The following is a 23,845-nucleotide window of genomic DNA, read 5'->3' on the forward strand; positions in this document are numbered from 1 at the left end:
CCAAATATAAATGCATGGATATCATACCGATATCTTCAATTTCATTCAATAATGTTTGGGTCCATCTCAATGGTCGAGCAGGAGACACATTATGACCGCCCAGCCGACCATGAAAGCACTTACCCTCGATCATTATGACGCACCGTTCCGTGTACGCGAGATCGCCCGCCCCGCCCCGAAGTCGGGCGAAGTGCTCGTCCGCATCCATGCGAGCGGCGTCAATCCGCTCGATACGAAGATCCGGTCCGGCGCCGCTGCCCATGCCCGCCATCCGCTTCCCAATATCCTTGGCATCGACATGGCCGGCACGGTGGAATCGGTTGGGCCCGGCGTCAGCGCCTTTCGTCCCGGCGACGAAGTCTATGGCATGACGGGCGGCGTTGGCGGCATCCAGGGTTCGCTGGCGCAATATGCCGCGGTTGATGCCGATCTGCTGGCACGCAAGCCCGCCAATCTAACAATGCGCGAGGCAGCCAGCCTCCCGCTCGTCGTAATCACCGCCTGGGAAGGCTTGGTCGATCGCGCCCATGTCAGGCCTGGCATGAAGGTCCTGATACAGGGTGGTGCAGGCGGCGTCGGGCGGGTCGCCGTCCAGATTGCTTCGGCTTTGGGCGCTGAGGTCTTCGCGACCGATCGCAGCGGCCGCGTGGCAGACATTGAGCGGGTCGGCGCCACCTTCGTCGATCCTGCCCTGCCCACGGAGGAACAGATTGCCCTCCATGCTGGCGGCATTGGCTTCGACCTGGTCTATGATACGGTTGGCGGCCCCGTGCTTGATGCGGCGTTCAACCTTATCGGTCGTTTCGGTCACGTGGTGAGCTGTCTTGGTTGGGGTACGCATGCCCTCGCGCCGCTATCGTTCAAGAGCGGCACCTATTCGGGGGTGTTCACACTGTTGCCGTTGCTCACCGGTATTGGGCGCGCGCGTCATGGCGAAATATTAGGCGAAGCGACACGGTTGATCGAGGCGGGAAAGCTGATCCCCAAGGTCGATCCGCGCGCGTTCTCACTTGCCGACGCCGAGGCTGCTCACGGCGCGATCACCGACGGCACGGCAACCGGAAAGCTCGTCGTCAGCATCATCTGAGAGTCCGACCTGGGAGCCAAAAGCTGGGTAATTCCTGGACGACGCGATCGCCATTCCACCGGTGCAACGGCTTGAACCCCTTTCGCGCGGCCGCGTTCTTCCTCCGACACAGGAGGCGATGATGATCGACCAGCAGCAGCCGATGATCCATGAAGATGATCTTCCCGGCCATGAAAGCGGGCTGGAGCCGAAACCTGAATGGGAGCCGCGTTTCCCCGGATCGGGTCGGCTCACCGGCAAGGTCGCGCTGATCACCGGCGCGGACAGCGGGATCGGTCGCGCGGTGGCGGCGCTTTTTGCGCGCGAGGGCGCGGACATAGCGATCCTCTATCTGTGCGAGCATGACGATGCCGAGATGACGCGTCAGATCGTGATCGGCGAAGGCCGGCGCGCGATCGCGATCGCGGGAGACGTCGGCGACAAGGGATTCTGCGATCGTGCGGTGGCGGAAGTGATTGCCCGGTTCGGCAGGCTCGACATTCTCGTCAACAATGCCGGCGAACAGCATCCCGACCAGGACATCACCGACATTTCCGAGGAGCAGTTGCGGCGCACGTTCCAGACCAACATCTTCGGCATGTTCTTCATCACGCAGGCGGCTCGCCCGCACCTTGGCGCGGGTGCGGCGATCGTCAACTGCACGTCGGTGACGATGTACGAGGGGAGCAAGGAACTCCTCGATTATTCGAGCACCAAAGGTGCGATCACGGCCTTCACGCGCTCGCTTTCGGAAAATCTGGTCGACAAGGGCATTCGGGTCAATGCGGTGGCGCCGGGACCGATCTGGACGCCGCTCAATCCCTCGGGTGGTGCGAGCGACGAAAAGCTCAAAAGCTTCGGCAAACATACGCCGATGGGCCGGCCGGGCCAGCCCAATGAGGTGGCGCCGGCGTTCCTGTTTCTGGCCTGTTCGGATTCGAGCTACATGTCGGGGCAGGTGCTGCACCCGAATGGTGGAACGATCGTTAACGGATAGGCGACGGTGCGGCGCCCCTTGTCGCATCCCCGGCAATCGCGATAGAGGCAGGCATCGTTTTATCGGGGGTGTCTGATGTCGCTTGTCCAAACCGAAGTTCGCGGATCGATCGCGATCCTGACGCTGAGCCGGCCGGCGGCGATGAACGCACTCGGGCAGGAAGGGGACGGTGCGGAGATCGAGGCGGCGTGCGCGCGGCTGAACGGCGATCGCGCGATCCGTTGCGCGATCCTGACCGGCGAGGGCAAGGCTTTCTCGGCCGGCGGCGACGTCAAGGCGATGCAGGAGCGGACCGGCAATTTCGCCGGATCGGGCATCGATCTGCGCGACAATTATCGCACCAACATCCACCGCGGGCTGCGGGCCCTATATAACCTCGAAATCCCGCTGATCGCCGCGGTGAACGGCGCCGCGATCGGCCTCGGCTGCGACGTGGCGTGCGTGGCCGACGTGCGGATCGCATCGGATCGCGCGAAGTTCGGCGTGACCTTCCTCAAGCTCGGGCTCGTCCCGGGGGATGGCGGCACCTGGCTGCTGCCGCGCGTGATCGGGATGAGCCGGGCGGCCGAACTCTTCTACACCGGCGGCGTGATCGATGCCGCCACGGCCTGCGAATGGGGGCTGGTCAGCCGGGTCGTGCCGGGCGAGATGCTGATGGACGAGGCGATCGCGCTGGCCGAAGCGATGGCGGCTCAGCCGCCGCATTCGCTGCGGCTGACCAAGTCGATGCTGCGCCAGGGACAGACGATCACCTATGACACCGCGCTGGAACTCGCCGCCGCCACGCAGGCGCTGTCGCATCTGACCGAGGATCACCGGGAGGGCGTGGACGCGCTGATCGAGAAACGGGCGCCGATATTTCAGGGGCGCTGAGGCGAGCCTGCCCGGCCTTATTGCATCCCGCTCGTCGGGCCGGCCTGTATCGCCCCAGCGGCATTTGACGGTAAGCTTCGGTCATTCCGCGCCGCCCGCGACGCTGTCCGAGCGGAACGACTGCCATTTTTCGTGAGAGAATTCCGTAATGGCAGCTATTGGTATGCGATGAGGTTGTCGCGATCATCTATAGGACCGTAGGTTTTCCTTGAGCTCACTATAACTCGTTACGGTATAAACTCGTATTAAATAAAAATGCCACATTGATCAGGAATTGTGCGGAGGCGTACAATAAAATTTAATCTTTCGTGAACCGAGTCTGATTACGTAATTCTCCCGGGAAGACGAGGTTTGCGGGAGCGCTTGAGATGTCGGATACGGGAATAAATCTGAACGAAGATCTGACATTTTTTGATCTTGAAGGCTCTCATCACGAAGCCTTCGCGGACATCGCCAAAATCGTGGACCGTCATGCACCCGACGCATTGGATGCGTTTTACCGCAAAGTGGCCCAAACGCCGGCAGCCGCCAACCATTTTGGCTCGCCCCAAATCATACAGCATGCGCGCGAGAAACAGCTCCGCCACTGGCAGTTGCTGTTCGCCAATCCGATCGATGATCGCTACCAGGATCGCGCCACCACCATCGGCAAGGTGCATGCGCGCATCGGGCTCGATACAAAGCTGTATTTCGGTGCCTATGCCCAGATACTGGGACATATGGTGCAGGCGATGATGGCAGGATCTTCAATGGGCCGGATGCCTGGCGGAAAGCGGCTTACGCGTGCGCTATCAACCCTCGTCAAAACCGCGCTGCTTGACATGGATATCGCTGTCACGACGATTTTCCAGACGCGCGATGACGAACAGAAGATGGTGCTGGATAAAGTCGGCGAAGCATTGATCGCTGTAGCGGCAGGCGATCTGACCGTGCGGCTGACCGACCTCCCGAAGACCTATCAGCAGCTTGGCCTGGATTTTGAGAGGGCAGTTGCCGCGCTGGGCGCCGCTCTTGATGAAGTCACCGATACGGCAGGGAGCATCCGTACGGGCTCAAGCGAAATTTCAACGGCGGCGAACGAGCTGGCGCAGCGGACCGAACAGCAGGCCGGGGCGCTTCAGGAAGCCTCGAGCGCAATGCAGCAACTCACGAATTCGGTACGATCCACCGCCGACGGCGCCGCAGCCGTCAGCTCTACTGTCGACGAAACGCGCCGCGAGGCGACCACCGGCGGCCAGGTCGTCGGCGAAGCCGTGGCGGCAATGGAACTGATCGAAAAGGGCTCGCAGGAGATCGGCAATATTATCGGGATCATTGACGGGATCGCTTTTCAAACCAATCTTCTGGCCTTGAATGCCGGTGTCGAAGCCGCACGCGCAGGTGATGCCGGACGGGGATTCGCGGTCGTCGCCAATGAGGTCCGGGCGCTTGCCCAGCGCTCGGCCGATGCGGCGAAGGACATCAAGCAATTGATCGGCGACAGTTCGCGACAGGTCGAGTCCGGCGTTCGTCTCGTGGCGGAAACGGGCGACGTGCTGAACAGGATCGGGCAGCAAGTCACTGAAGTGGCCGAACGGATCCAAAAGATCGCCAGGACCACGCAAGAACAGGCAACGGGCATTCAGCAGGTCAACACTGTGGTGGCTTCGATGGATGCCACGACCCAGCAAAATGCGGCCATGGTCGAGGAATCCTCGGCGGCGTCGCGCAGCCTGGTCAACGAAGCGGAGCAATTGACCGACCTTGTCGACAAGTTTCGTACCGGGCGGCCACCGGAAGTGCGGTCCGCCGCGGTGCGTGTCGCGCGATCTCAGCCGCGCGCATCGTTTTCAAAAGGGCTATCCGCATTGAAACTCGTCAAGCCGGAAGATGAGTGGGAGAGCTTCTGACCATCCTGACGCCAGAACCAGGCACCGCGCGAATCGTGACCCCAGTGATCGACGATTATCTGGAAACCCGATTCGCCGCCTCTAAACCTCGGCCCAGCGCCGCAGCAGATTGTGATAGACGCCCGTCAGCCGGATGATCGCCGGATCGGCCTGTCCGCGATCGGCGGCGATCGTCTGGATTGCGCTGTCGAGGTCGAACAAGGTCGATCGCGCGCCATCGTCGCGGACCATGCTCTGGATCCAGAAGAACGAACAGAGACGCGCGCCCCGCGTCACCGGCTGGACGCGGTGCAGGCTGGAGGCGGGGTAGAGCAGCATGTCGCCGGCCGGCAGTTTCACCGCATGCGTGCCGAGATGATCGTCGACCACGAGTTCGCCGCCATCATAATCGCCCGGATCGGTGAGGAAGAGGGTCGCCGAGAGATCGGATCGTATGCGGAAATCGCTGCCGCGCCGGATGCGGATCGCATTGTCGACATGGGTATCGAACGCCTCGCCCTCGCCATAAAGGTTGAACAAGGGCGGATAGACCTTGAGCGGCAATGCGGCGGCAACGAACAGGGGCGAATGGCTGAGCGCATCGAGGATGAGGTTGCCGGCCTCGCGCGCGGCGGCGCCGTCCTCGGGCAATTGCCGGTTGCGCTTGGCGAGCGCCGACTGGTGCCCCGACGTTTCATTGCCGTCCGTCCAGTCGGCCGTGTCGATCAGCGCCCGGCAGCGCGCGAGGCTGCCCGGATCGAGCACGCCGGGAACTGCAATCATCATGGGGGGATCAGGCGTTCAGGGTGAAGGGAATCGGCATGTCGCCCGATACGGCCACGGCCTGGCCACCCCGCATCATCGGGCGCCAGCGCCAGCCCCTGACAGCGCGCAACGCGGCATTGTCGAGCCGTTCGAAGCCGCTGCTGCGGGCGATCGCAATATCGGTGACGCTGCCGTCAGGGCCGACGGTGAGGTGGAGCAGGACGGTGCCTTGTTCCTTCTTGCGCAGCGATTCGATCGGATATTTGGGCGGGTTGCCCGAAATGCGATTCTCGTCGAGGTCGACGGCCCGGGGCGGGGCGGGCGCCGCCGCGACCGGGGCGGCGATCACCACGGCTTTGGGGGCAGGGACGGGTGTGGTCACCACCGTCGCCGGCGGCGGTGCGGAAAGGGCGACGATCGGCGCCGGCGTGACGATCGTCGGCTCAACCCGGGTTGTGGCCCGGGTTTCGGGTTTCGGCGCGGCGACGGCCGGCACCGGCGGTTCGGCCATCAGGTTGACGACCAGCAATTGCGGTTTGGGCCGGGCGATGCTGATGACGTCGAACTTGATCAGCGCGATCAGCGCGACGACGTGGAAGATGGCGATAGCGGCAATGACCGCCCAGTTCGGGCGTGAACGCTCGCCATAGCCCGATCGTTCGGGCCCGGTCGGGGCTTTCGGGGCCAAAGGCGACGCCGGCCATTCGACGAAGCGGATCGCTTCGCCCTGGCCCACCATTGATCCGCCCTCATATGCGTACATTGTTTAATCGCCCCGCTCAGGCATTGTTCATGCGAGTGATTCGCTACTCCAGTTTGTATTGCAAATCAATCGCAATAGCGAATGGGGTGGAATGATCGGGTGAATGGGAGGGACTCCTCCCCATCTCGTCATCCCCGCGAAAGCGGGGACCCATGGACGGCGGCACCTACGGATTTCGGCGTGCCTTTACCGTGGGTTCCCGCTTTCGCGGGAATGACGGTTGGGGGTAGGGCACCGCATATTATGCAACAGACCGCATAATTTCTTGTCTTAGCGCCCATCGGCTTTCGCCGGGACGAACCTTTTTAGGTGCAAGCCTCTGTAAAAGAGTAATCGCCTTGTCCAACCGATCGCAGCGTTGCGGGAGACGATCTGGCTAATCACGCACGAGAATGGCTGCCGCGTCGCGCATCGCGGCGATCGGCGATCGGGCGAGCAGATCGCGGGCCTTGCCGAGAAAGGCGTCGGTCGCGGTTTCGGGGACGCGGCGCAGCCAGGCGACCGCCTCGTCGATCCGGCCGCGATCGGCCAGCAGCCGGGCATGATTGAACTGGCCACGAAAATCGCCGCCGATAGCCGCCTTTTCATACCAGGAGGCCGCGCTGTCGAGATCGTATTCGACCACCCAGCCATCCTCGTAAAAGCTGCCGATGAAGTTCATCGCCTTGGCGTTGCCCATGGCCGCCGCCTTGCGGAACAAAGCGAGCGCGGCGGGCCGATCCTCTGCCACGCCTTCGCCGAGCGTCATCAGCGTCGCCAGATTGTACATCGCCCAATCGAGCCCGCGATCGGCCGCCGCCTTATACCACTCGGCGGCGCGGGCCTTGTCGACGCCCACGCCCCAGCCGAGATCGTAGCAGCGCCCGACCATGTTGATCGCCATCACATGCTGCTGCTGCGCGGCTTTGGCGAACCAGCCCAAAGCCGCCTGCGGATCGGCGGCAATTCCGCTGCCGTCGAGCAGCATCTGGCCGTAAATCGCCTGCGCCTCGGCTATGCCGGCTTGTGCTGCCACCAGCACGAACGACGCGCGCTCTGCCGGCGGGCCGGCGAGGTGGCGGGCGACGGTGTCGGCGTCCATCGCCGATATCGCTTCGATCGTGAGCGGTTCCATCATTCGACCCTATAGAGAATAGCCCCGTCAAAAGGCATTTGGTTCTGCGGTATCATCCGAACATTCCGATCCTCCCCCGCCAGGGGGAGGTGTCAGCCGCAGGCTGACGGAGGGGGCGGACAACAACGCGCGCCGACAAGGGGCGGGACTGGTGAGCGTCAAGCAGCAGTTGATCGTCGTCCGCCCCCTCCGTCGCCTTCGGCGCCACCTCCCCCTGGCGGGGGAGGACAGAAAAGATGTTCGTCCTTCAATAACGGAAGTTCACCGTCGCGAAGGCGGAGCGGCTGGCCGCGAGGGTGGCATAATGGCTGGTGTAGGCCTGGCTGAAATAGGTCTTGTTCGTCAGGTTCTGCACGTTGACCGAAACATCCACATGATCGTTGATCTTGTAGCCGGCACGGGCATCGAAGCGCCAATAGCCGGGGATCGACCGCGCGATCGTCTTGGTGGCGGGGGTCACGGTGATGACGCCGGCCGTCGTCTGCGTCGCCGTCCGGTTGTCACCATAGCCGCCATAGACCCGGCTGACATAGAAGGCGCCGCCGCCGATCGAAAAGGCCGATGTGACCTTATAGTCGGTCCAGATCGTGAAATTATGCTTCGCCGTCTGCGGGAACCGGCGGCCGGTGTTGACCGACGGCACCGCAACCGTCGTCGCGGCAGCCGCGCCGTTTGCCGCGACTGTCAGCGCGGTGAAACCGCCGTCGGTGATCCTGGCATCGAGATAGGAGTAGCCGCCGAAGACGTTCCATTTGTCGGTGATGTTGCCGTTGAACCCCAGTTCGATACCGCGCACCCGCTTCGCGCCGATGAACTGGACGGTGCCGTCCGAGGCAATCGCGCGGCTGTTCTGGCTTTTGGTCTGGAAAATGGCGGCGTTGATCGACAGCGCGCCATCGAGCAGTTCGGCCTTGCCGCCGATCTCCATCGATTTGGTCTTTTCGACCTTGAGCGCATCATTGGCCGCGGCCTGCAGCGCGGCGACGGCGCTCGCATAGGTCGCCGCCGTGGTGGTGGTGGGCAGGGTGCCGAGGCTGTTCTGCTCCTGGCCTTCGCCGATCAGGCTGTTCGGCGGGATCGCGGCAGTGGCGTAGGAGGCATAAAAGCTCGTGTTCGGCGTCGGCTTGAAGACCGCGCCCGCCTGCCAGTTGAAAATGCCGTCGTCGCGGCGGACGATCGGCCGGTCGATCAGGAAGAACGGCAATGTCACCTTGGATTTGAAATCGTCATAACGCGCGCCGAGGTTGAGGATCAATTTGTCGGTGAGCGTGATCGAATCGAACGCATAGACCGACTTGGTATTGGCGTTGTTGATCGTATGGGTCGGCGACGCGCCCTTGGTGATCGCGGTCAATGTGCCCGCCGCGGTGTCGTTGGTGTAATTCTGCCAGGCGTCGTTCGGGTTCGGCGTGAACAGGCTCGTGCAATAGAAGCGGGCGATGGCCAGCGCCGAGCAGCGCGGGCTGATCGTCGAGCCGGTCGCCAATACATAAGCGCCGCGATCGGATTTTTCCCAGGAGAGTTCGCCGCCCACGGAGAAGCTGTGCTTGATCGATCCGGTTTCGAACGTGCCGTACAGATCGGTCTGGTTGATGATGCTGTCGGTATAGCCGAAGCGGGTATTGGCGCGCCGCCAGACCTGGCCGCCGGGCTGGCCGGTGAGATTGGCCGGATTGCCATAGACATTGCCTGTCGAATCGTCGGGCAGCAGGAAGATATATTCCTGATAGGTGTGGCTGTAGCGCGATGTGTTGCGCAGCTTCACCGTGCCGAAATCATGTTCGATCCGCATCGTCGCCTGATCGGTGTTGCTGTGGCGGAAATCGCGATCCTTGAGGCCGTAGAAGGTGTCGCGGCCGACATAACCGGTGGTGCCGCTGGCGGTCGTCACCTTGCCGAGCGCGGGCTGCGACAATGTATAGCCATTGGGTGCGTTGCAGACCGTCGTCGAGCAGGCGTAGAGATAGGGTATGCCACTGTCGGGCAGCTCGTTCGTGTGCAGATGATAATAAGCCAGCGTCAGCCTGGTCTTGCTGTTCATGCCGATCGTCACCGACGGCGCGATCCCCCAGCGCTTCTGGAAGATGGCATCGCGCCCTGCGATATCCTGATCATGCCACGCACCGTTCACGCGGAAGGCGATGCTGTCGCTTAGCCGATAGTTCACATCGCCGGTCAGACGCTTGTAATCGGCGGTGCCATAGCTGCCTGATCCGGCGATGAACGTCTCGCGCTCCGGCAGCTTGGAGATGACATTCAGCGAACCGCCGGCGCTGCCGCGCCCGCCCAAGGTCGAATCGGAACCGCGCACGATCTGGATCTGCTCGACGGCGAATACCTCACGGGTCTGTGCGCCGATGTCGCGGACGCCGTCGAGATAGGTCGAACCCTGGCTGTCGAACCCGCGAATGAAGGGCCGATCGCCGATCGGGTTGCCGCCCTCGGCCGCGCCGAAGGTGATGCCGGGCACGGTCCGCAGCGCATCGACCAAAGTGGCCGAGCCGGTATCCTTGATGATCTGCTTGTCGACGACGACGATCGATCGCGGCGTATCGAGCAAGGGCGCGACCGCCTTGGGGGATTCGATGCGCTCGGCTTTATATCCTTCATCGGTGATGGCGGTTCCGGTGACGGTGACGCCCTTGAACGTCTTGGGGGCGTCGGCCGACGCAGCTTCGTTGCTCTGCGCGGCGGCCGGCGCCGAGGCGATGAAGCCAACGCAGCCGAGTGCCAGAAAGGCGGGGTGCGTTCGGGTGGCGATCCTGGGATCGGGCTGTGGCATGGATTTTTCCCCTCTTTAGTCAGGATATGGAAGGCGCTGCGATCTTTGACGTGTGACGCTATTGATAATCAGTCGCAAGATAGTCAACGATTTTTGCATGTGCGTCGCATTTAGTTGTGGGGATATCTCCAAAACGGCTCAAAAATGAATCCTGGGCCGTTGCAACCGGGCGCCGATCATCGCCGTAGCTGTGGGCGCATCCCCCGAAGGCGATGTGAGGAAGAGGAAATTCAGATGATCAAGACCATGTTCCGCTCGGCGCTTGCCGCCACCGCACTCTCGCTGGTGGCGCCCGCTGCCTTTGCCAATCCGATGGTTGGCGGCGCGGCCATGTATCCGACGAAGACCATCGTCGATAATGCCGTCAATTCAAAGGATCATACGACCCTGGTTGCCGCGGTGAGAGCCGCCGACCTCGTCGGCACGCTGTCGAGCCCCGGGCCGTTCACCGTTTTCGCGCCCACCAATGCCGCATTCGCGAAGCTGCCGGCCGGCACGGTCGAAACGCTCGTCAAGCCGGAAAACAGGGGCACGCTGACGACGATTCTGACCTACCATGTGGTTGCCGGCACGATGACGTCGCAGTCGATCGCTGCCGCGATCAAGGCGGGCGGCGGCAAGGCTGAACTCACCACCGTGCAGGGTGAAAAGCTCACCGCCTGGATGAAGGGCGACAAGTTGGTGCTCACCGATGCCAAGGGCGGCAATTCGATGGTGACGATCGCCGACGTGATGCAATCGAACGGCGTGATCCACGTCGTCGATACTGTCCTGATGCCGTAATCTGCGAACATCGGCCGGGCGATGCACCGGCCGATGACCAGTAGCTTCGCGTTTCATCCGCCAGCCGAACGCAGGCGGGCCTGACGGATGGTTGGGGGAGCGGGGCTGTTCTCAGAACAGTCCCGCTATCCAGTAGAATGCGGCGGCGATCAAAGCCGCCGCCGGCAAGGTCACCACCCAGGCGATGACGATGCTGCTGGCGACATTCCAGCGCACCGCCGCCAGTCGGCGGGACGCGCCGACGCCGACGATCGCGCCGGTGATGGTGTGGGTCGTCGATACCGGGATGCCGAGCCAGTTTGCCGCGAACAGGGTGATCGCGCCGCCGGTTTCCGCGCAGAAGCCCTGTGCCGGCGTGAGCCGGGTGATCTTCGATCCCATCGTGTGCACGATCCGCCAGCCGCCGAACAACGTGCCCAGCCCCATCGCCGCCTGACAGGCGATCACGACCCAGAACGGCACATGGAAGCTGCCGCCCAGCCGGTGCTGCGAATAAAGCAGGACGGCGATGATCCCCATCGTCTTCTGCGCGTCATTGCCGCCATGGCCGAGCGAGTAGAGCGAGGCGGAGACGAACTGCAGCTTGCGGAAGCGCCGGTCGGCGGCCTTTGGCGTCGAGCGGACGAACAACCAGCTGGTACCCAGCACGAGGAACAGCGCGAGCACCAGCCCGAAGGCCGGGGACAGTATGATCGCCGCCGTCGTCTTGATCACCCCTGCCCAGATCACCGCCGACAGGCCGGCCTTGGCGATACCGGCGCCGAGCAGGCCGCCGATCAGAGCATGGCTGCTGCTCGAAGGGATGCCGAGCATCCAGGTGATGATGTTCCAGCAGATCGCGCCCATCAATGCGCCGAAGATCACCTGCGCATCGACGATATTGGCATCGACGATGCCCTTGCCCACGGTTTCGGCGACATGCAGCCCGAAGAACAGGAAGGCCACGAAGTTGAAGAAGGCCGCCCAGAATACTGCATATTGCGGCTTGAGGACGCGCGTTGACACGATCGTCGCGATCGAATTGGCCGCGTCGTGCAGGCCGTTCAGAAAGTCGAACGCGAGCGCGATGGCGATCAGACCGATCAGCATCGGCAAACTCAGAATGGCGCTCATTGAATAGTTCCCGGGCCGTCAGGCGTGATCGAGCACAAGGCCCTGGATTTCGTTGGCGACGTCTTCGAACCGGTCGGTGACCTTCTCGAGGTGGCCATAGACTTCGCGGCCGATGATGAAGGTCATCGGGTTCTGCCCGGCCTGCGCCTTGAACAACGCCTTCAGGCCGGCGTCGTGAATGTCGTCGGCATGGCCCTCCAGCTTGACGATCCGCTCGGTCAGTTCGTGCAGCCGTGCGCTGTTCCGGTCGAGCGAGCGCAGCAGTGGCATCGCATCGGCGGTGATCCGCGCGCATTCGACGATCAGCCCGGCCATGTCGCGCATCTGCGGTTCGAACGTATCGAGTTCGTAGAGCATGATCGTCTTGGCGGTCTGGTTCATCTGGTCGATCGCGTCATCCATCGCGCCGATCAGGCCGGTGATTGCGGTGCGATCGAACGGCGTGATCAAGGTCCGGCGCACATCCATCAGCACCTCGCGGATGATGTCGTCGGCATCTTGCTCGCGATCGACGATTACCTTGCAGTGGATCGGCAGGTCGGGGCCGCCCTGCAACAGCTTGCCGAGCGCGTCAGCCGCGACCACGATCAATGCGGCATGCGCCTCGAACTGTTCGAAGAAGCGGCCTTGCTTGGGCATCAGAGCCTGGAACCAGCGCACGATCGTGGACCTTTCTGCGGAATGGCGGCGAACCGCCGAGAGACAATGTTCGATAAAACCGGGCTTCCAGACCGGCGGCTGGAACCGCGCGATCAGGATTTTGAGATCGGGCTCTTCTACGGCAGCCGCCGCCTGCGCAAGCGAGAACCAGCGCACCTCGCGTTCATGCTGTTCAGGCCATTCGGGCAATTGGCCGGTAACCGACAGCGGGAACACGTCGACCGTCGCCAGCCGCGCGTCGCCGCTTCGGCGCAACTTGTTATAGTTGTAATTGCCGATCGAGATCGGGCACGGAATACCGACCAGCCCGGCCTCTTCGAACGCCTCATGCGCGGCGGCTTCGTGGCTGCGCAGCCCCTTGATGCGATTGCCCTTGGGAATCACCCAGCGCCGCCGTTCCCGCGACGTGATCAGCATGACCTCGATCACCCCGTTTCCATCGGTTCGGTAGGGAAGGGCGGCAACCTGCTTGATGATCGATCCTCTCGCCGGGGTGCCGGCCGATTATGACGCTTTGGTTGCAATTGCCGCGAATCTTGGCGGATCGCCAGCCCCGACTTTTGCGGATCGCGATATCGAGGTGTCGTTGGTCGAAGCAAGCCGGTCGTTCGTCGCCGGTCATGGAGGTTTGTGGAGGGGATGGCGCGGTCGGTCGAACGTCGCATGTGCCGTCAACGGCGTTGCCATACAGCTTTTACCACGGCGGACGGCAGCAGGATGCACGGTGCGCCGCAAAGACATTAGGCGCGCCGCGGCAGGGGTTGTGGCGCGAGGTTTCAGAGGAGTTCCGCCATGATTCGTTCGATTCTTCTTGCAGTGGCTTCCGTCGGGGTTTCCGCGGCGGCCATGACGTCGGCGCCGGCTTTCGCGGCCGAAGCCCCCCGTATCGATGTCCATTATGATGACCTCAGCCTGCGGGGCCCGCAGGGTGCACAGGAACTGAAGGTTCGCGTCGAGCGCGCCGCGCGTCGCGTTTGCGCCACCAACGGTGTCGTTGATCTGCAGGCCCGTGCTGCTTCGGCCGAGTGCCGCCGCGTGGCGGTCGTCAGGGCTATGCCGCAGGTCGAGCTGGCACTCGCCAATGCCCAGAATCAGCGGGTTGCGGAAAACAGTCGAGTGTCAGTGGCGGCTCACTGACCAACCCACAACAGGTACACGCGGCCGGACTGGCAATTTCCACCGCGTGGCACACACCCTCGGGCTTTCCCTTGCCCGGGGGTGTTTTTACGCCGGTGGCCATTTTTACCGGACACGGACGATAACGGCTATGCATGACGGCGCTGTCGCCGCTTCTTCAAAATCGGCTATTTTCTCCGGATTTTCAGATTTTGCTAAAATATAAATGGTTAATATGTGAAAAACATTATGGTGCCATAACAAAATATTCATTGGTCGAACCTATTGGAATATTTCCAGGCAATTTAGGAGAGGCTTTATGAAAAACCCGATCGTTATTTCATCTTTGATAGTTGTGGCATTTTCGATGTCGGCGATGGCTACACCAGTTATTGCATCCAGTGATGCCAGCGTTACTGTTCGATATAAGGATTTGAACCTTGCAAATTCTGAGGGCGTGCGGGAGCTTCGTGCAAGGGTAAACCATGCCGCTGCGACGGTCTGTGCGGGTGAACTGTCGTCCGTTTGCGTGCGCGGCGCCATTGCCAGCGCCGAGCCGCAGATCAATCTGGCGCTTGCCGGTGGTGCATCGCATTCGAAGACCGAAACGATCGCCGTTTCCGCGCACTGACGCAGAGCCCGCCTGCGCGCGAGGATCGCTCGAACACCTCCGGGTTCCTTCCCCGGAGGTGTTTTCGTGTCCGGCCGATGCGCGTCAGAACGGTGAGGTTGTGTGGAGGGCAATCCGGAGAACACGGCAGCGCCCCGCCTCGCCGTCATTCCGCGAAAGCGGAAACTCACAGTGAAGGCGCACGGGAATCGGAAGGTGCCCTCATCCATGGGTCCCCGCTTTCGCGGGGATGACGATGAAAAGGAGGCCGGCGCGATAAAAGGCTATGAGCGCAGCCAGATCGTCTGATCGGCCGGACGACGCGCAGAATGCGAGATATGGTCGGTCACCCCCATCGTTGACGGTGATGACTTGGGAATGGAACATGGCCGCGCGGTCGTCGCTGACTTTCGTCTGCTCCGATATGTCGTTCGTCGTCAGATTTGCGGTTTGCAGAGGCGGCTCGCCCGTCGGTCGAACCCTGCATGCGAAGCTCCTGCGGGCCGCCTAGAAAGTTCTCAACGACAGATGGCGGCGCGATGGCGGCCATGTCGAACGGGACCTCAGGGAGTTTATAATGACCACGACCATCTTCACCTCGCTTGCGCTTGCTGCTGCTACCGTAACCGGCTTCGCGTCTCCGGCCTTTGCCGCCGATTTGCCTACGGCTGTGGTTCGCTACGGTGACATCAACCTCGCAAATGCCGCAGGTGCGCAGACATTGCAGATGCGCGTCAAGCGTGCGGCTGCACGGGTTTGCCAGACCAGCGACCGTGACCTTTCGGCGGTGATGGCGGCGAAGCAGTGCCAGCGTCTCGCTGTCGCCAGAGCGATGCCGCAGGTCGAACTCGCGCTGGCACAGGCCGGCACGCAGGTCGCCCAGAATTCAGCGAGCCTCGCCTCGGCACACTGATCTGATCGATCGTAAAGCACGCGGTCCTTCGCCACCTCGCCGCCGCGTGCCAGCACCCCCGGGCTTCCCCCGCCCGGGGGTGTTTTTCTGCGTGATGCCCGCCCCGGCCGCCGAAAGGCAGGATCGTTTCGTCGCGAAATATATTCGCAGCGGAACAGATGGGCGGTTGCCGCGTCATTGGTTCCGGATCGATCGCCGATCCCGCGGATGCCCTGCATCCGGCCGAATCGGACCGCGAGGAAACAGACGCAATGCTTGCCCGGCCCCAGCAACCGGATTTCCTGCCGCCCCCTCGCATTGCCGCCCCCGGACACGCGCTTTTCATCGACTTTGACGGAACCCTGGTTCCGCTGATGGACCGGCCCGACCAGGTCCGTGCCGATGCCGAACTGATCGATTTGCTGCAGGCTTTGCGCGTCCGGTGCGGTCCGCGGCTCGCGATCGTCAGCGGCCGGTCGATCGCGCAGATCGATCGGATGATCGGGCCGATCGCGCAGGAGATTGCGCTGGCGGGCAGCCATGGCGCCGAACTCCGCTATAATGGTGTGTCGACCAGCCCGCCCCGTCCATCGGGCCTTGCCGAAGCATCGGCGGAGCTTGAGTCCTATGCCGTGGAACATCCGGGCCTGCTCGTCGAAACGAAGAGCCTGGGTGTCGCGCTTCACTATCGCATGGTGCCAGCGCGGGCGGCCGAGGCAGCGGGCATCGTGCGCGCGATTGCGTCGCGCCACGGGCTGCTGGTGCAGCCGGGCAAGATGATGATGGAGATGCACGGGCCCGGCTCCGACAAGGGCAGCGCGGTCGCCGCGCTGCTCGAACGGCCGGCTCTGGCGGGCGCCGTTCCGGTCGTCATCGGTGACGACCTGACCGACGAGCCGGCGCTGGCCGTGGCCCGCGCGATGGGCGGGATCGGGATCGTGGTCGGCGGCGACCGCCCCTCTGCCGCGCGATACACGCTGGCGGATGTCGGCGCGGTGCGTGGCTGGCTATGGCAATTGGTGGAGATGACCGCATGACCGCGACGCTTGATCTATGGCCGATCGGCAATTGCCAGACGTCGGCGCTGATCGATCGTGCGGGCCGGTTCGTTTGGGCCTGCGTTCCGCGCGTCGACGGCGATCCCGCTTTCTGTTCATTGCTCGATGATGTGCCGCGCGGCAGCCCGGAAGGCAGGGGCTTCTGGGATATCGATCTTGAAGACTGTATCGAGACGACGCAATCCTATCTGCGCAACACCCCGATCCTCATAACCCGCCATGTCGATTCCACGGGCAACGCGATCGAAGTGGTCGATTTCTGTCCGCGCTTCTTCCGTTCGGGACGGATGTATCGTCCGGTCGCGTTCGCGCGGATCGTTCGGCCGGTACAGGGCAGTCCGCGCATTCGGGTCCGCTTGCGGCCCGCACATGATTGGGGTGCGCAGGACCCGGAACGGACGCGCGGATCGAACCATATCCGTTATATGCTCAGCGAACTGACGATGCGGCTGTCAACGACCGCGCCGATCGGGTGGATCGAGGATGAACGGCCATTTCGCCTCGAACGCACCTTGCATTTTTTCCTCGGGCCCGACGAAAGCTTTGCCGGCGATATCGGCGACACAATCGATACGATGTTCAAGCACAGCGCGCATGAATGGCGCCGCTGGACGCGCGCGCTCGCCATCCCGGTGGAGTGGCAGGAGGCTGTGATCCGATCGGCGATCACGCTCAAACTGTGTCAGCATGAGGAAACCGGCGCGATCGTGGCGGCGCTGACGACCTCGATCCCCGAACATTCGGGATCCGGCCGGAACTGGGACTATCGCTATTGCTGGATCCGGGATGCCTATTACACCGTGCAGGCGCTCAACCGGCTGGGCGCACTCGACGTGCTCGAAGGCTATCTCGAATATCTGCGCAACATCGTCGACAATGCGAAGGGCGGCCATATCCAGCCGCTTTACGGTGTCGATGGCGAGCCCAACCTGCCCGAACGGAACGCCAGCGCGCTGAACGGATATCGGGGCATGGGGCCGGTGCGAATCGGCAATCAGGCCTATGCGCAGGTCCAGCACGATGCGTACGGCCAGATCATCTTGTCCAACGCGCAGGCCTTTTTCGACAGGCGGCTGTACCGGATGGCCGGAGAAGAGGATTTTCGTGCACTGGAGAAGATCGGCGAACTGGCGTGGCAGGTTTATGACAAGCCCGACGCCGGGCTTTGGGAGTTGCGAACTAAGAGCCATATCCACACCTATTCGGCGGCCATGTGCTGGGCGGCATGCGATCGCCTCGCCAACGCCGCGGCCGCGCTGGAGCTTGCGGAGCGCGAAACATTCTGGCGCGATCGCGCCGGCCAGATCCGCGAGACCATCGAGCAGATGGCGTGGCGGCCGGATTCGGACCGGATATCGGCGACGTTTGGGGGGGACGATCTCGATGCGAGCCTGATCCAGCTTCTCGACCTGCGCTTCATCATGCCGGACGATCCGCGGTTCAAGGCGACGCTCGCCGCTGTCGAGCAAGGGCTGCGACGCGGATCGCACATGCTGCGCTATGCGACCGAAGATGATTTCGGTCTGCCGCATACGGCTTTCAATGTCTGCACCTTCTGGCTCATCGAAGCTTTATGGCTGACCGGTCGCACCGATGATGCTCGTGCCTTGTTCGAGGAAATGCTGGCCCGGCGGACGCAGGCGGGGCTGCTGTCGGAGGATATCGATCCGGCCACCGGCGAATTGTGGGGCAATTACCCGCAGACCTATTCGCTGGTCGGCATGATCAATTGTGCTGTGCTGCTGAGCAAACCCTGGAGTTCGGTGCGATGAGCAGGCTGATTGTGGTATCGAACCGGGTGCAGCCGCCGACGGGCGAGGGGGCCGGCAATCAGGGTGGGCTGGCGGTGGCCTTGTCCGCGGCGCTGCGGGAGTCGAGCGGCATCTGGTTTGGCTGGTCGGGCGAGACCACCGATCAATTTACCGGCCATATCAACCTGCAGCGCAATTTCGGCGTGACGAGCGCGACCGTCGATCTCGAAGAGCAGGACGTCGACGAATATTATAATGGCTATGCGAACCGCACCTTGTGGCCGCTTTTCCATTACCGGATGGACCTGGCCGAGTTTGAGAGCGGGTTCGCCGGGGGCTATGAACGGGTCAATACACGCTTTGCCGAAACGCTGGAGCCCTTGATCGAAGCCGACGATCTGGTCTGGGTTCACGACTATCATCTGTTTCCGCTGGGCGAGCGATTGCGCGATCGCGGGATCGCCAATCGGATCGGCTTCTTCCTCCATATCCCCTGGCCGCCGCATGGGCTGCTGCTGTCGCTGCCCAACCATCGCGAGCTCGTCGAAACGCTGTTCGCTTATGACGTCGTGGGCTTCCAGACGCAGGCGTGGCTGCAGAATTTCGTCGATTATGTTACCCACGAGATGGATGGCAGCGTCGACGAAAACGGGGTGGTCACGGTCGGCGATCGTTCGCTTGTCGCGATCGCCTGTCCGATCGGGATCGACACGTCCGAATTCGTCGAGTCCGCCCAATCCTCCGCCGCGCGCTACACGCGCTACCGCATGGGCCAGAGTGCCAATGGCCGTGATCTGATCGTCGGCGTGGACCGGCTCGATTATTCCAAGGGGCTGGAAGAGCGCTTTCTGGGCTATGAGCGGTTCCTTGGCATGAACGAATCCTATCATGGCGAGGTCTTCCTGCTGCAGATCGCGCCGCCATCGCGCGGGGATGTGCAAAGCTATCAGGAAATCCGCGCGTCGCTCGATGCGCTGTCGGGCCGTATCAACGGCGCTTTCGCCGATATCGAATGGGTCCCGATCCGCTATGTCAACCGCGGATATGCGCGCGATCGGCTGGCCGGCATCTATCGGGCGGCACGGATCGGGCTGGTCACGCCGCTGCGCGACGGCATGAATCTGGTCGCCAAGGAATATGTCGCGGCCCAGGATCCCGAAGATCCCGGCGTGCTGATTCTCTCGCGTTTCGCGGGCGCTGCCGAGCAATTGACCGACGCGGTGTTGATCAATCCCTACAGCCCCGAAGATATTGCCGAAGCGATCAAGCTGGCGCTCGAGATGCCGCTGGAGGAGCGGATCGACCGGTGGCAAAAGCTGATGGGCAATATCATCGCCGAAGACGTCGTCTGGTGGCGCAAGCGTTTCACCGACGCATTGGAACGGGTGCCTCAAATGGCGGGCTGAACCCGAACGGGGCGGCCCTGGGGCAGCGCTTCGGGCATATCGCGGACGATATAGGCCATCATGGCTTCGCGCACCGCGCAGCGCAGGTTGAATGCCTTTCCAGCATCCGTCGCGCTGACGAGCGCGCGCAATTCCAGCGTGTCGATGCCGATATCGGTGACCTGCAACCCGGCGACCCGGCCGTCCCAATTGGGATCGACCTGCACGATCCGCAGCAACTGTTCGCGAAGGCGGGGTACGTCGGCCGCGAGATCGACCGGAATCATAGCGCTACCCAGCAATTGCGAATTCGATCTGGTCCAGTTCTGGAACGACTGCTCGAGGAGCTTCGCCACCGGCACGATCAACCGCCGCTCGTCCCAGATCTTCACGATCACATAGGTCAGGCGGATCTCCTCGATGCGGCCCCATTCGCCGTCGATGACGATGACATCGTCGAGGCGGATCGGCTCGGTAAAGGCTAGCTGGATGCCGGCGATCAGATTCTTGAGCGCGGGTTGGGCGGCAGCGCCCACCGCCAGTCCGGCCAGACCGGCCGATGCCATCAGCGTGATCCCCACGCTGCGCACGCCGGGAATGCTGAGCAGCATCATGCAGATGGTGAGGAAGGTGACGCCGATGACGGCGATCCGCGTCAAGATGCTCAGCCGGGTGCGTTTACGGCGGGCAGAGAGATTGTCGGCCACGCTGATATCATGGCGGATGTTGGCGACGTCATTGAACGAATGGATGATCGCGATAGCCAGCCAGCCCATCAGCGCCGGACCGGCGAAGCCGGCAAGCTGCGCCCATAGCGCATGCGCCCAGCCGGCGATCTCGACGACCCTTTCGACGATGCTCAGTGCCAGGCCGATCAGGATCCAGCGCAGCGGGCCGGCCATGCGATCGAGCAGGATATCGTCCCAGGGCGCGCCGGTCCGGGTGGCGATTCGCCGGAGGCTCACGAACAGCACCTTGTGGAACAGCACGGCGATCAGGATGGCCAGAACGATCGCCACGATCAGGCCGACTGTGCTGGCCAATGCAGGCGACAGGCCAAATTGCGCGAAGAAAGGTTGCATGGCCGTCGCAACGTCGACGGGTTGCGGGGGTTCCTTGCGAAGCGCCGCTTCGCCGCGAAGCGTTGCCTTCTATCGTTTCGCTGTGCGCCGGTTCCAGAGTGTCTCCGCGATTTCGAAGTCTTCCTCCCAATCGATGTCGATGGTCTTGGCCTTGCCGACATCATGCAACAGGGGAGATTTGCCGATGCGATCTCCCATGGAACGGTAAATTTCGATCGGCGCGAGGAAGATCGCGCTGTTCACTTCGAACAGCGGTTTCAGCGTCTGGGTGCGGGGCCATTTTTCGACGGTGCGATCATAGCCGATAGGCCCATCCTCGTTCCAGATGAAGCTGTGCAGGCTGGTTACGCCCATCAGGCTGTCATGCCGGCCCAGGCTTTGAGCGGCACGAAAAGCGGAGATCGCGTCGGCATAATCGCCGGTATCGAAGAAGGGTGAGGTCACATGCGTCCACAGCACATCGCCCTGCGCAATGATCGTCGGAACATAGCCGATGACTTCATCGGTGCTCGTGGCGGAGGTGCAGAGATGCTCAGGGCGTTGATCGATTCGCAGCCGGCCGTTCGCGCGATCCAGCCATTTTCGCCCAATGGTCAGGACGGCTTCGTCATTGGTCGACAGCACGATTTCGTCGATGCTGTCGCACGCAATCAGCTGTTCGAGCTTGATACTGATCAGCCCGTCCTGATGATTGCCGAAGGGCCGGGTATTCTTGTGTGGCACCCGCTGGCTGCCCGCACGGCACGGTAGAAAAGCAACGACTGTCATAACGTCCCGGCTTGGGCCTCCAGCAAAATCGGCAAGGCGCGAAGATCGCGAATACGCTCGAACCCCTGATCGATCTGCAATTCGCGCATCCTGCCTTTGGCTGTCGAGAAATGATCCATGTAGATGAACCGCGCCCCTACGGCATCCGCCGCCTTATAATCCGCCTCGGCATCGCCGATGAATATCACCTTGTGGCCAACCGGCGCCGTGATGCCAAGCCCGGTTGTGACATCGGCGAGATTATCGGTTTTCGAACGCGGCGATCCGAAGATGCCCTCGAAATAGTCGCCCAGGCCGCGTTCCGCCATCACCTGCCGCAGCTCCTGCTGATCGGAACCCGAGACGACGAACATCCGTGTTCCGCGATCCCGCAATTCGCGTAGCACCGCCAGCATGCCGGGGGTCGTCGGGCAGCGGACATATTCGGCATAGAGGCGCTCGGCATAGAGCGCGACGAGTGCCGCTACGTCGACATCGGGACGAACGACCACATCCTGCCAGGACAACAGCGTTTCGAACATCCGATATCGCGAGGTGCCGAAGTTCGCGGCGACATATCGCGTAAACCGCCCAACATCGGCAGGATCGAAGCCCGCGAGTCGCGCGGCTTCGGCGAATAGCCGGGTCTTCAGCCGGTTCGATACCAGCAACACCCCGTCGCAATCGAAAATCACGACGGGGCTGTCAGGAGTGGGCGCGTCCGAGGGAGGGTTCAGCATTCCGCAGTCAGACTGCGGCGACCAGGCCATGCAACGAACGGCGTTTCACCCGGTAGCGGGTCGGCGTTACGCTCGCGATCGATGCAGCACCGTGGGCGGCCGCGAAAGCGTCGAGCGACGCTTGCACTTCACGCGACAGTTCCTGCTCGGCCAGCGAAGCCGTGTCATAGCCATCGAAACCGACGAGCCAGCAGTTTTCAGCGCCCAGCGCCTCGACCACGCCGAGTCCCAGCGCCATCGGGCCGCTATCGGAAACCGGCCCCTTGTCCGGTCCCTCATAGGGCGATGCGAGCGGTGCGGTCTGATATACCGGAATCGACAGGCCCGCGGGCACGCAGCCGGGGACGCGGGGTGGGGCGGCCACCACGGCGGCGGAAATGTGGCTCAGCTTGTCCATGCCGGCGCGCAGGGCGTCGTGCCCCGGCAGGCAAAGTAGTTGCCGTCCGCCAATCGCCGATGCCAGCGCAAGGTGCCGCGACGATGAGAAGATCACGACCGCATCGTGACGCTCGACCAGATCCCGGATCGCATCGACATGTTGCGCGACCGACGGGCCACCGCCGACGAGCAGTGCATTTTTCGGTGACAGGCCAAGCTGGCCGACATCGGGATAGGGTGTGCGATCGACATCTTGGCCGCTCTGCTGCTGCAGGGCGCGAATGATCGAGATCACCGAATAACGGCTCTTGGCGAGCCAATCCATCACATCCTTCTGCGGCAGGCTGTTCGCGCCGGACAGCATATAGGGCAGGTTGGTGCCCCATTCATATTCCTTGCGCATGACCTCGAACGGCGCGACGACATTGGCGAGCGCCTGATAATCGAGATCCTGATTGCTGGCTTCGCGATCGAGGTGGATCAGCACGGTTTCGGTGCGGACGTTGCCGGCGCCGCGTCCCATGCCGGTGAACGTGCCGTCGACGATATCTGCGCCGCCTTCGATTGCGGCAAGCGTATTGGCGAAGGCCAGGCACATATTGTCATGACCATGGAAACCGATCGCGCGCGTGGGGACCAGCTTGCGCATCTCTTCGATGGCATATTTCACCTTGGCCGGCGCGCAGCCGCCATAGCTGTCGACCAGAGCGAGCGAATCATAGGACTCTGGCTCGTCGATCACGAGCTGCAGCTTCGCCAGATCGTCCTGATAGGTGGAAAGATACATGATGTTGAAGCCGACCATCAGGCCAAGCTTCTTGAACTCGCGTGCGAGCACGAGCGCGTCTTCCAGCTTTTCGGGATTGGCGGTGATTCGCACGCCATCGACGATTCCGACGAGATGGCCGAACAACGGAGCCACCCGATCCGGCGTCGCCGATTTGCCGTCGAGCATGACGACCAGCTTCTGGTCGGGGCGCAGCTTGTTGCGAATGGCCTGGAGTTTGGCCGGGCGAAGGAAGAAATATTCGCCGTAATATCCGTCCATATCATCGTTAACGTAGCCGAGCTCGACATATTCGATGGGCAAGCGCGAAACGCTGTCGACATAGGTGTCGACCAAATCAGACTTGAAATCCCAATTGGTGTAATAGCCACCGTCCCGCAGAGTACAATCAAGCACTTGAACCATGATACACGTCCTACGCTGATGCTGCATTGCGCAACAGTGGATCGCAAGTTAGCGTTTCGCCTTCAAGGGGTAAAGGACGGCAGGACAGATTTTGAAGGAATTTCCGCGTC

The 23,845-nt window shown here is 62.4% G+C and carries 21 protein-coding genes; 11 read left to right on the top strand and 10 right to left on the bottom strand.

The features are described from left to right. The first annotated feature begins 91 nt into the window (after positions 1–91). The 4 genes from BLS13_RS16370 to BLS13_RS16385 all read left to right on the top strand — a co-directional run bounded on the left by BLS13_RS16370 (position 92) and on the right by BLS13_RS16385 (position 4,825). Entirely contained in the window at positions 92–1,087 is a 996-nt protein-coding gene (locus BLS13_RS16370) for a zinc-dependent alcohol dehydrogenase family protein (RefSeq protein ID WP_093453731.1), read from the top strand. Positions 1,088–1,208: 121 nt separating this feature from the next. Then, complete coding sequence (locus BLS13_RS16375) at positions 1,209–2,063, top strand: SDR family oxidoreductase (protein ID WP_176943637.1); 855 nt, start codon at positions 1,209–1,211, stop codon at positions 2,061–2,063. Positions 2,064–2,138: 75 nt separating this feature from the next. After that, on the top strand, positions 2,139–2,936 hold the full coding sequence (locus tag BLS13_RS16380) for a crotonase/enoyl-CoA hydratase family protein (RefSeq protein WP_093453732.1): 798 nt from the start codon (positions 2,139–2,141) through the stop codon (positions 2,934–2,936). 368 nt (positions 2,937–3,304) lie between these two features. Then, the gene (locus tag BLS13_RS16385) at positions 3,305–4,825 is read left to right on the top strand and encodes a globin-coupled sensor protein (protein ID WP_093453733.1); all 1,521 of its coding nucleotides are present in this window, start codon (positions 3,305–3,307) and stop codon (positions 4,823–4,825) included. A gap of 81 nt (positions 4,826–4,906) precedes the next feature. Here BLS13_RS16385 and BLS13_RS16390 read toward each other — a convergent pair whose 3' ends face one another. The 4 genes from BLS13_RS16390 to BLS13_RS16405 all read right to left on the bottom strand — a co-directional run bounded on the left by BLS13_RS16390 (position 4,907) and on the right by BLS13_RS16405 (position 10,228). After that, complete coding sequence (locus BLS13_RS16390; RefSeq protein WP_093453735.1) at positions 4,907–5,590, bottom strand: Fe2+-dependent dioxygenase; 684 nt, start codon at positions 5,588–5,590, stop codon at positions 4,907–4,909. 7 nt (positions 5,591–5,597) lie between these two features. Beyond that, positions 5,598–6,332, bottom strand: coding sequence for an energy transducer TonB (locus BLS13_RS16395; RefSeq protein WP_256325934.1), 735 nt, complete (start codon positions 6,330–6,332; stop codon positions 5,598–5,600). Positions 6,333–6,708: 376 nt separating this feature from the next. Further along, a complete protein-coding gene (locus tag BLS13_RS16400; RefSeq protein WP_218123306.1) occupies positions 6,709–7,449 on the bottom strand; it encodes a tetratricopeptide repeat protein in 741 nt (246 codons plus the stop codon). A gap of 244 nt (positions 7,450–7,693) precedes the next feature. Next, entirely contained in the window at positions 7,694–10,228 is a 2,535-nt protein-coding gene (locus BLS13_RS16405) for a TonB-dependent receptor (protein ID WP_093453738.1), read from the bottom strand. A gap of 234 nt (positions 10,229–10,462) precedes the next feature. Between BLS13_RS16405 and BLS13_RS16410 the strand changes: the two genes are divergently transcribed. Next, positions 10,463–11,011: a fasciclin domain-containing protein gene (locus BLS13_RS16410; protein ID WP_093453739.1), complete on the top strand. Its 549-nt coding sequence runs from the start codon at positions 10,463–10,465 to the stop codon at positions 11,009–11,011. 111 nt (positions 11,012–11,122) lie between these two features. Here the strand turns inward: BLS13_RS16410 and BLS13_RS16415 are convergent, their stop codons facing one another. Both BLS13_RS16415 and BLS13_RS16420 read right to left on the bottom strand, forming a co-directional pair. Beyond that, positions 11,123–12,124, bottom strand: coding sequence for an inorganic phosphate transporter (locus tag BLS13_RS16415; RefSeq protein ID WP_093453741.1), 1,002 nt, complete (start codon positions 12,122–12,124; stop codon positions 11,123–11,125). Positions 12,125–12,142: 18 nt separating this feature from the next. Further along, complete coding sequence (locus BLS13_RS16420; RefSeq protein ID WP_093453742.1) at positions 12,143–13,258, bottom strand: DUF47 family protein; 1,116 nt, start codon at positions 13,256–13,258, stop codon at positions 12,143–12,145. Between the two features lie 318 nt (positions 13,259–13,576). Between BLS13_RS16420 and BLS13_RS16425 the strand changes: the two genes are divergently transcribed. From BLS13_RS16425 to BLS13_RS16450, 6 genes are all read left to right on the top strand, one after another. Further along, entirely contained in the window at positions 13,577–13,921 is a 345-nt protein-coding gene (locus BLS13_RS16425) for a UrcA family protein (RefSeq protein WP_093453744.1), read from the top strand. Between the two features lie 298 nt (positions 13,922–14,219). Beyond that, entirely contained in the window at positions 14,220–14,531 is a 312-nt protein-coding gene (locus tag BLS13_RS16430) for a UrcA family protein (protein ID WP_093453745.1), read from the top strand. Between the two features lie 556 nt (positions 14,532–15,087). Beyond that, complete coding sequence (locus BLS13_RS16435) at positions 15,088–15,423, top strand: UrcA family protein (protein ID WP_093453747.1); 336 nt, start codon at positions 15,088–15,090, stop codon at positions 15,421–15,423. Between the two features lie 251 nt (positions 15,424–15,674). Continuing rightward, the gene (otsB, locus tag BLS13_RS16440; RefSeq protein ID WP_093453796.1) at positions 15,675–16,439 is read left to right on the top strand and encodes a trehalose-phosphatase; all 765 of its coding nucleotides are present in this window, start codon (positions 15,675–15,677) and stop codon (positions 16,437–16,439) included. Then, the gene (locus BLS13_RS16445) at positions 16,436–18,232 is read left to right on the top strand and encodes a glycoside hydrolase family 15 protein (RefSeq protein WP_093453748.1); all 1,797 of its coding nucleotides are present in this window, start codon (positions 16,436–16,438) and stop codon (positions 18,230–18,232) included. The genes otsB and BLS13_RS16445 overlap by 4 nt, the downstream gene beginning before the upstream one ends. Further along, complete coding sequence (locus tag BLS13_RS16450) at positions 18,229–19,617, top strand: alpha,alpha-trehalose-phosphate synthase (UDP-forming) (protein ID WP_093453750.1); 1,389 nt, start codon at positions 18,229–18,231, stop codon at positions 19,615–19,617. Before BLS13_RS16445 ends, BLS13_RS16450 begins: the two co-directional genes overlap by 4 nt. On the opposite strand, the gene BLS13_RS16455 is transcribed toward BLS13_RS16450, so the two are convergent. The 4 genes from BLS13_RS16455 to BLS13_RS16470 all read right to left on the bottom strand — a co-directional run bounded on the left by BLS13_RS16455 (position 19,602) and on the right by BLS13_RS16470 (position 23,735). After that, positions 19,602–20,678 (bottom strand): mechanosensitive ion channel family protein, encoded by a 1,077-nt coding sequence (locus BLS13_RS16455; protein ID WP_093453751.1) that lies wholly within the window; start codon positions 20,676–20,678, stop codon positions 19,602–19,604. The two genes, BLS13_RS16450 and BLS13_RS16455, sit on opposite strands and share 16 nt — an antisense overlap. Before the next feature lie 69 nt (positions 20,679–20,747). Beyond that, positions 20,748–21,446 (bottom strand): acylneuraminate cytidylyltransferase family protein, encoded by a 699-nt coding sequence (locus tag BLS13_RS16460; RefSeq protein WP_093453753.1) that lies wholly within the window; start codon positions 21,444–21,446, stop codon positions 20,748–20,750. Next, positions 21,443–22,165 (bottom strand): HAD family hydrolase, encoded by a 723-nt coding sequence (locus BLS13_RS16465; protein ID WP_176943638.1) that lies wholly within the window; start codon positions 22,163–22,165, stop codon positions 21,443–21,445. The genes BLS13_RS16460 and BLS13_RS16465 overlap by 4 nt, the downstream gene beginning before the upstream one ends. Before the next feature lie 7 nt (positions 22,166–22,172). Beyond that, positions 22,173–23,735 carry a hypothetical protein gene (locus tag BLS13_RS16470; protein WP_176943639.1) on the bottom strand — a complete coding sequence of 521 codons (1,563 nt, stop codon included), beginning with the start codon at positions 23,733–23,735 and terminating at the stop codon, positions 22,173–22,175. Positions 23,736–23,845 lie beyond the last annotated feature (110 nt).

Source organism: Sphingomonas sp. YR710 (genome assembly GCF_900101455.1).
Lineage (GTDB): Bacteria > Pseudomonadota > Alphaproteobacteria > Sphingomonadales > Sphingomonadaceae > Rhizorhabdus.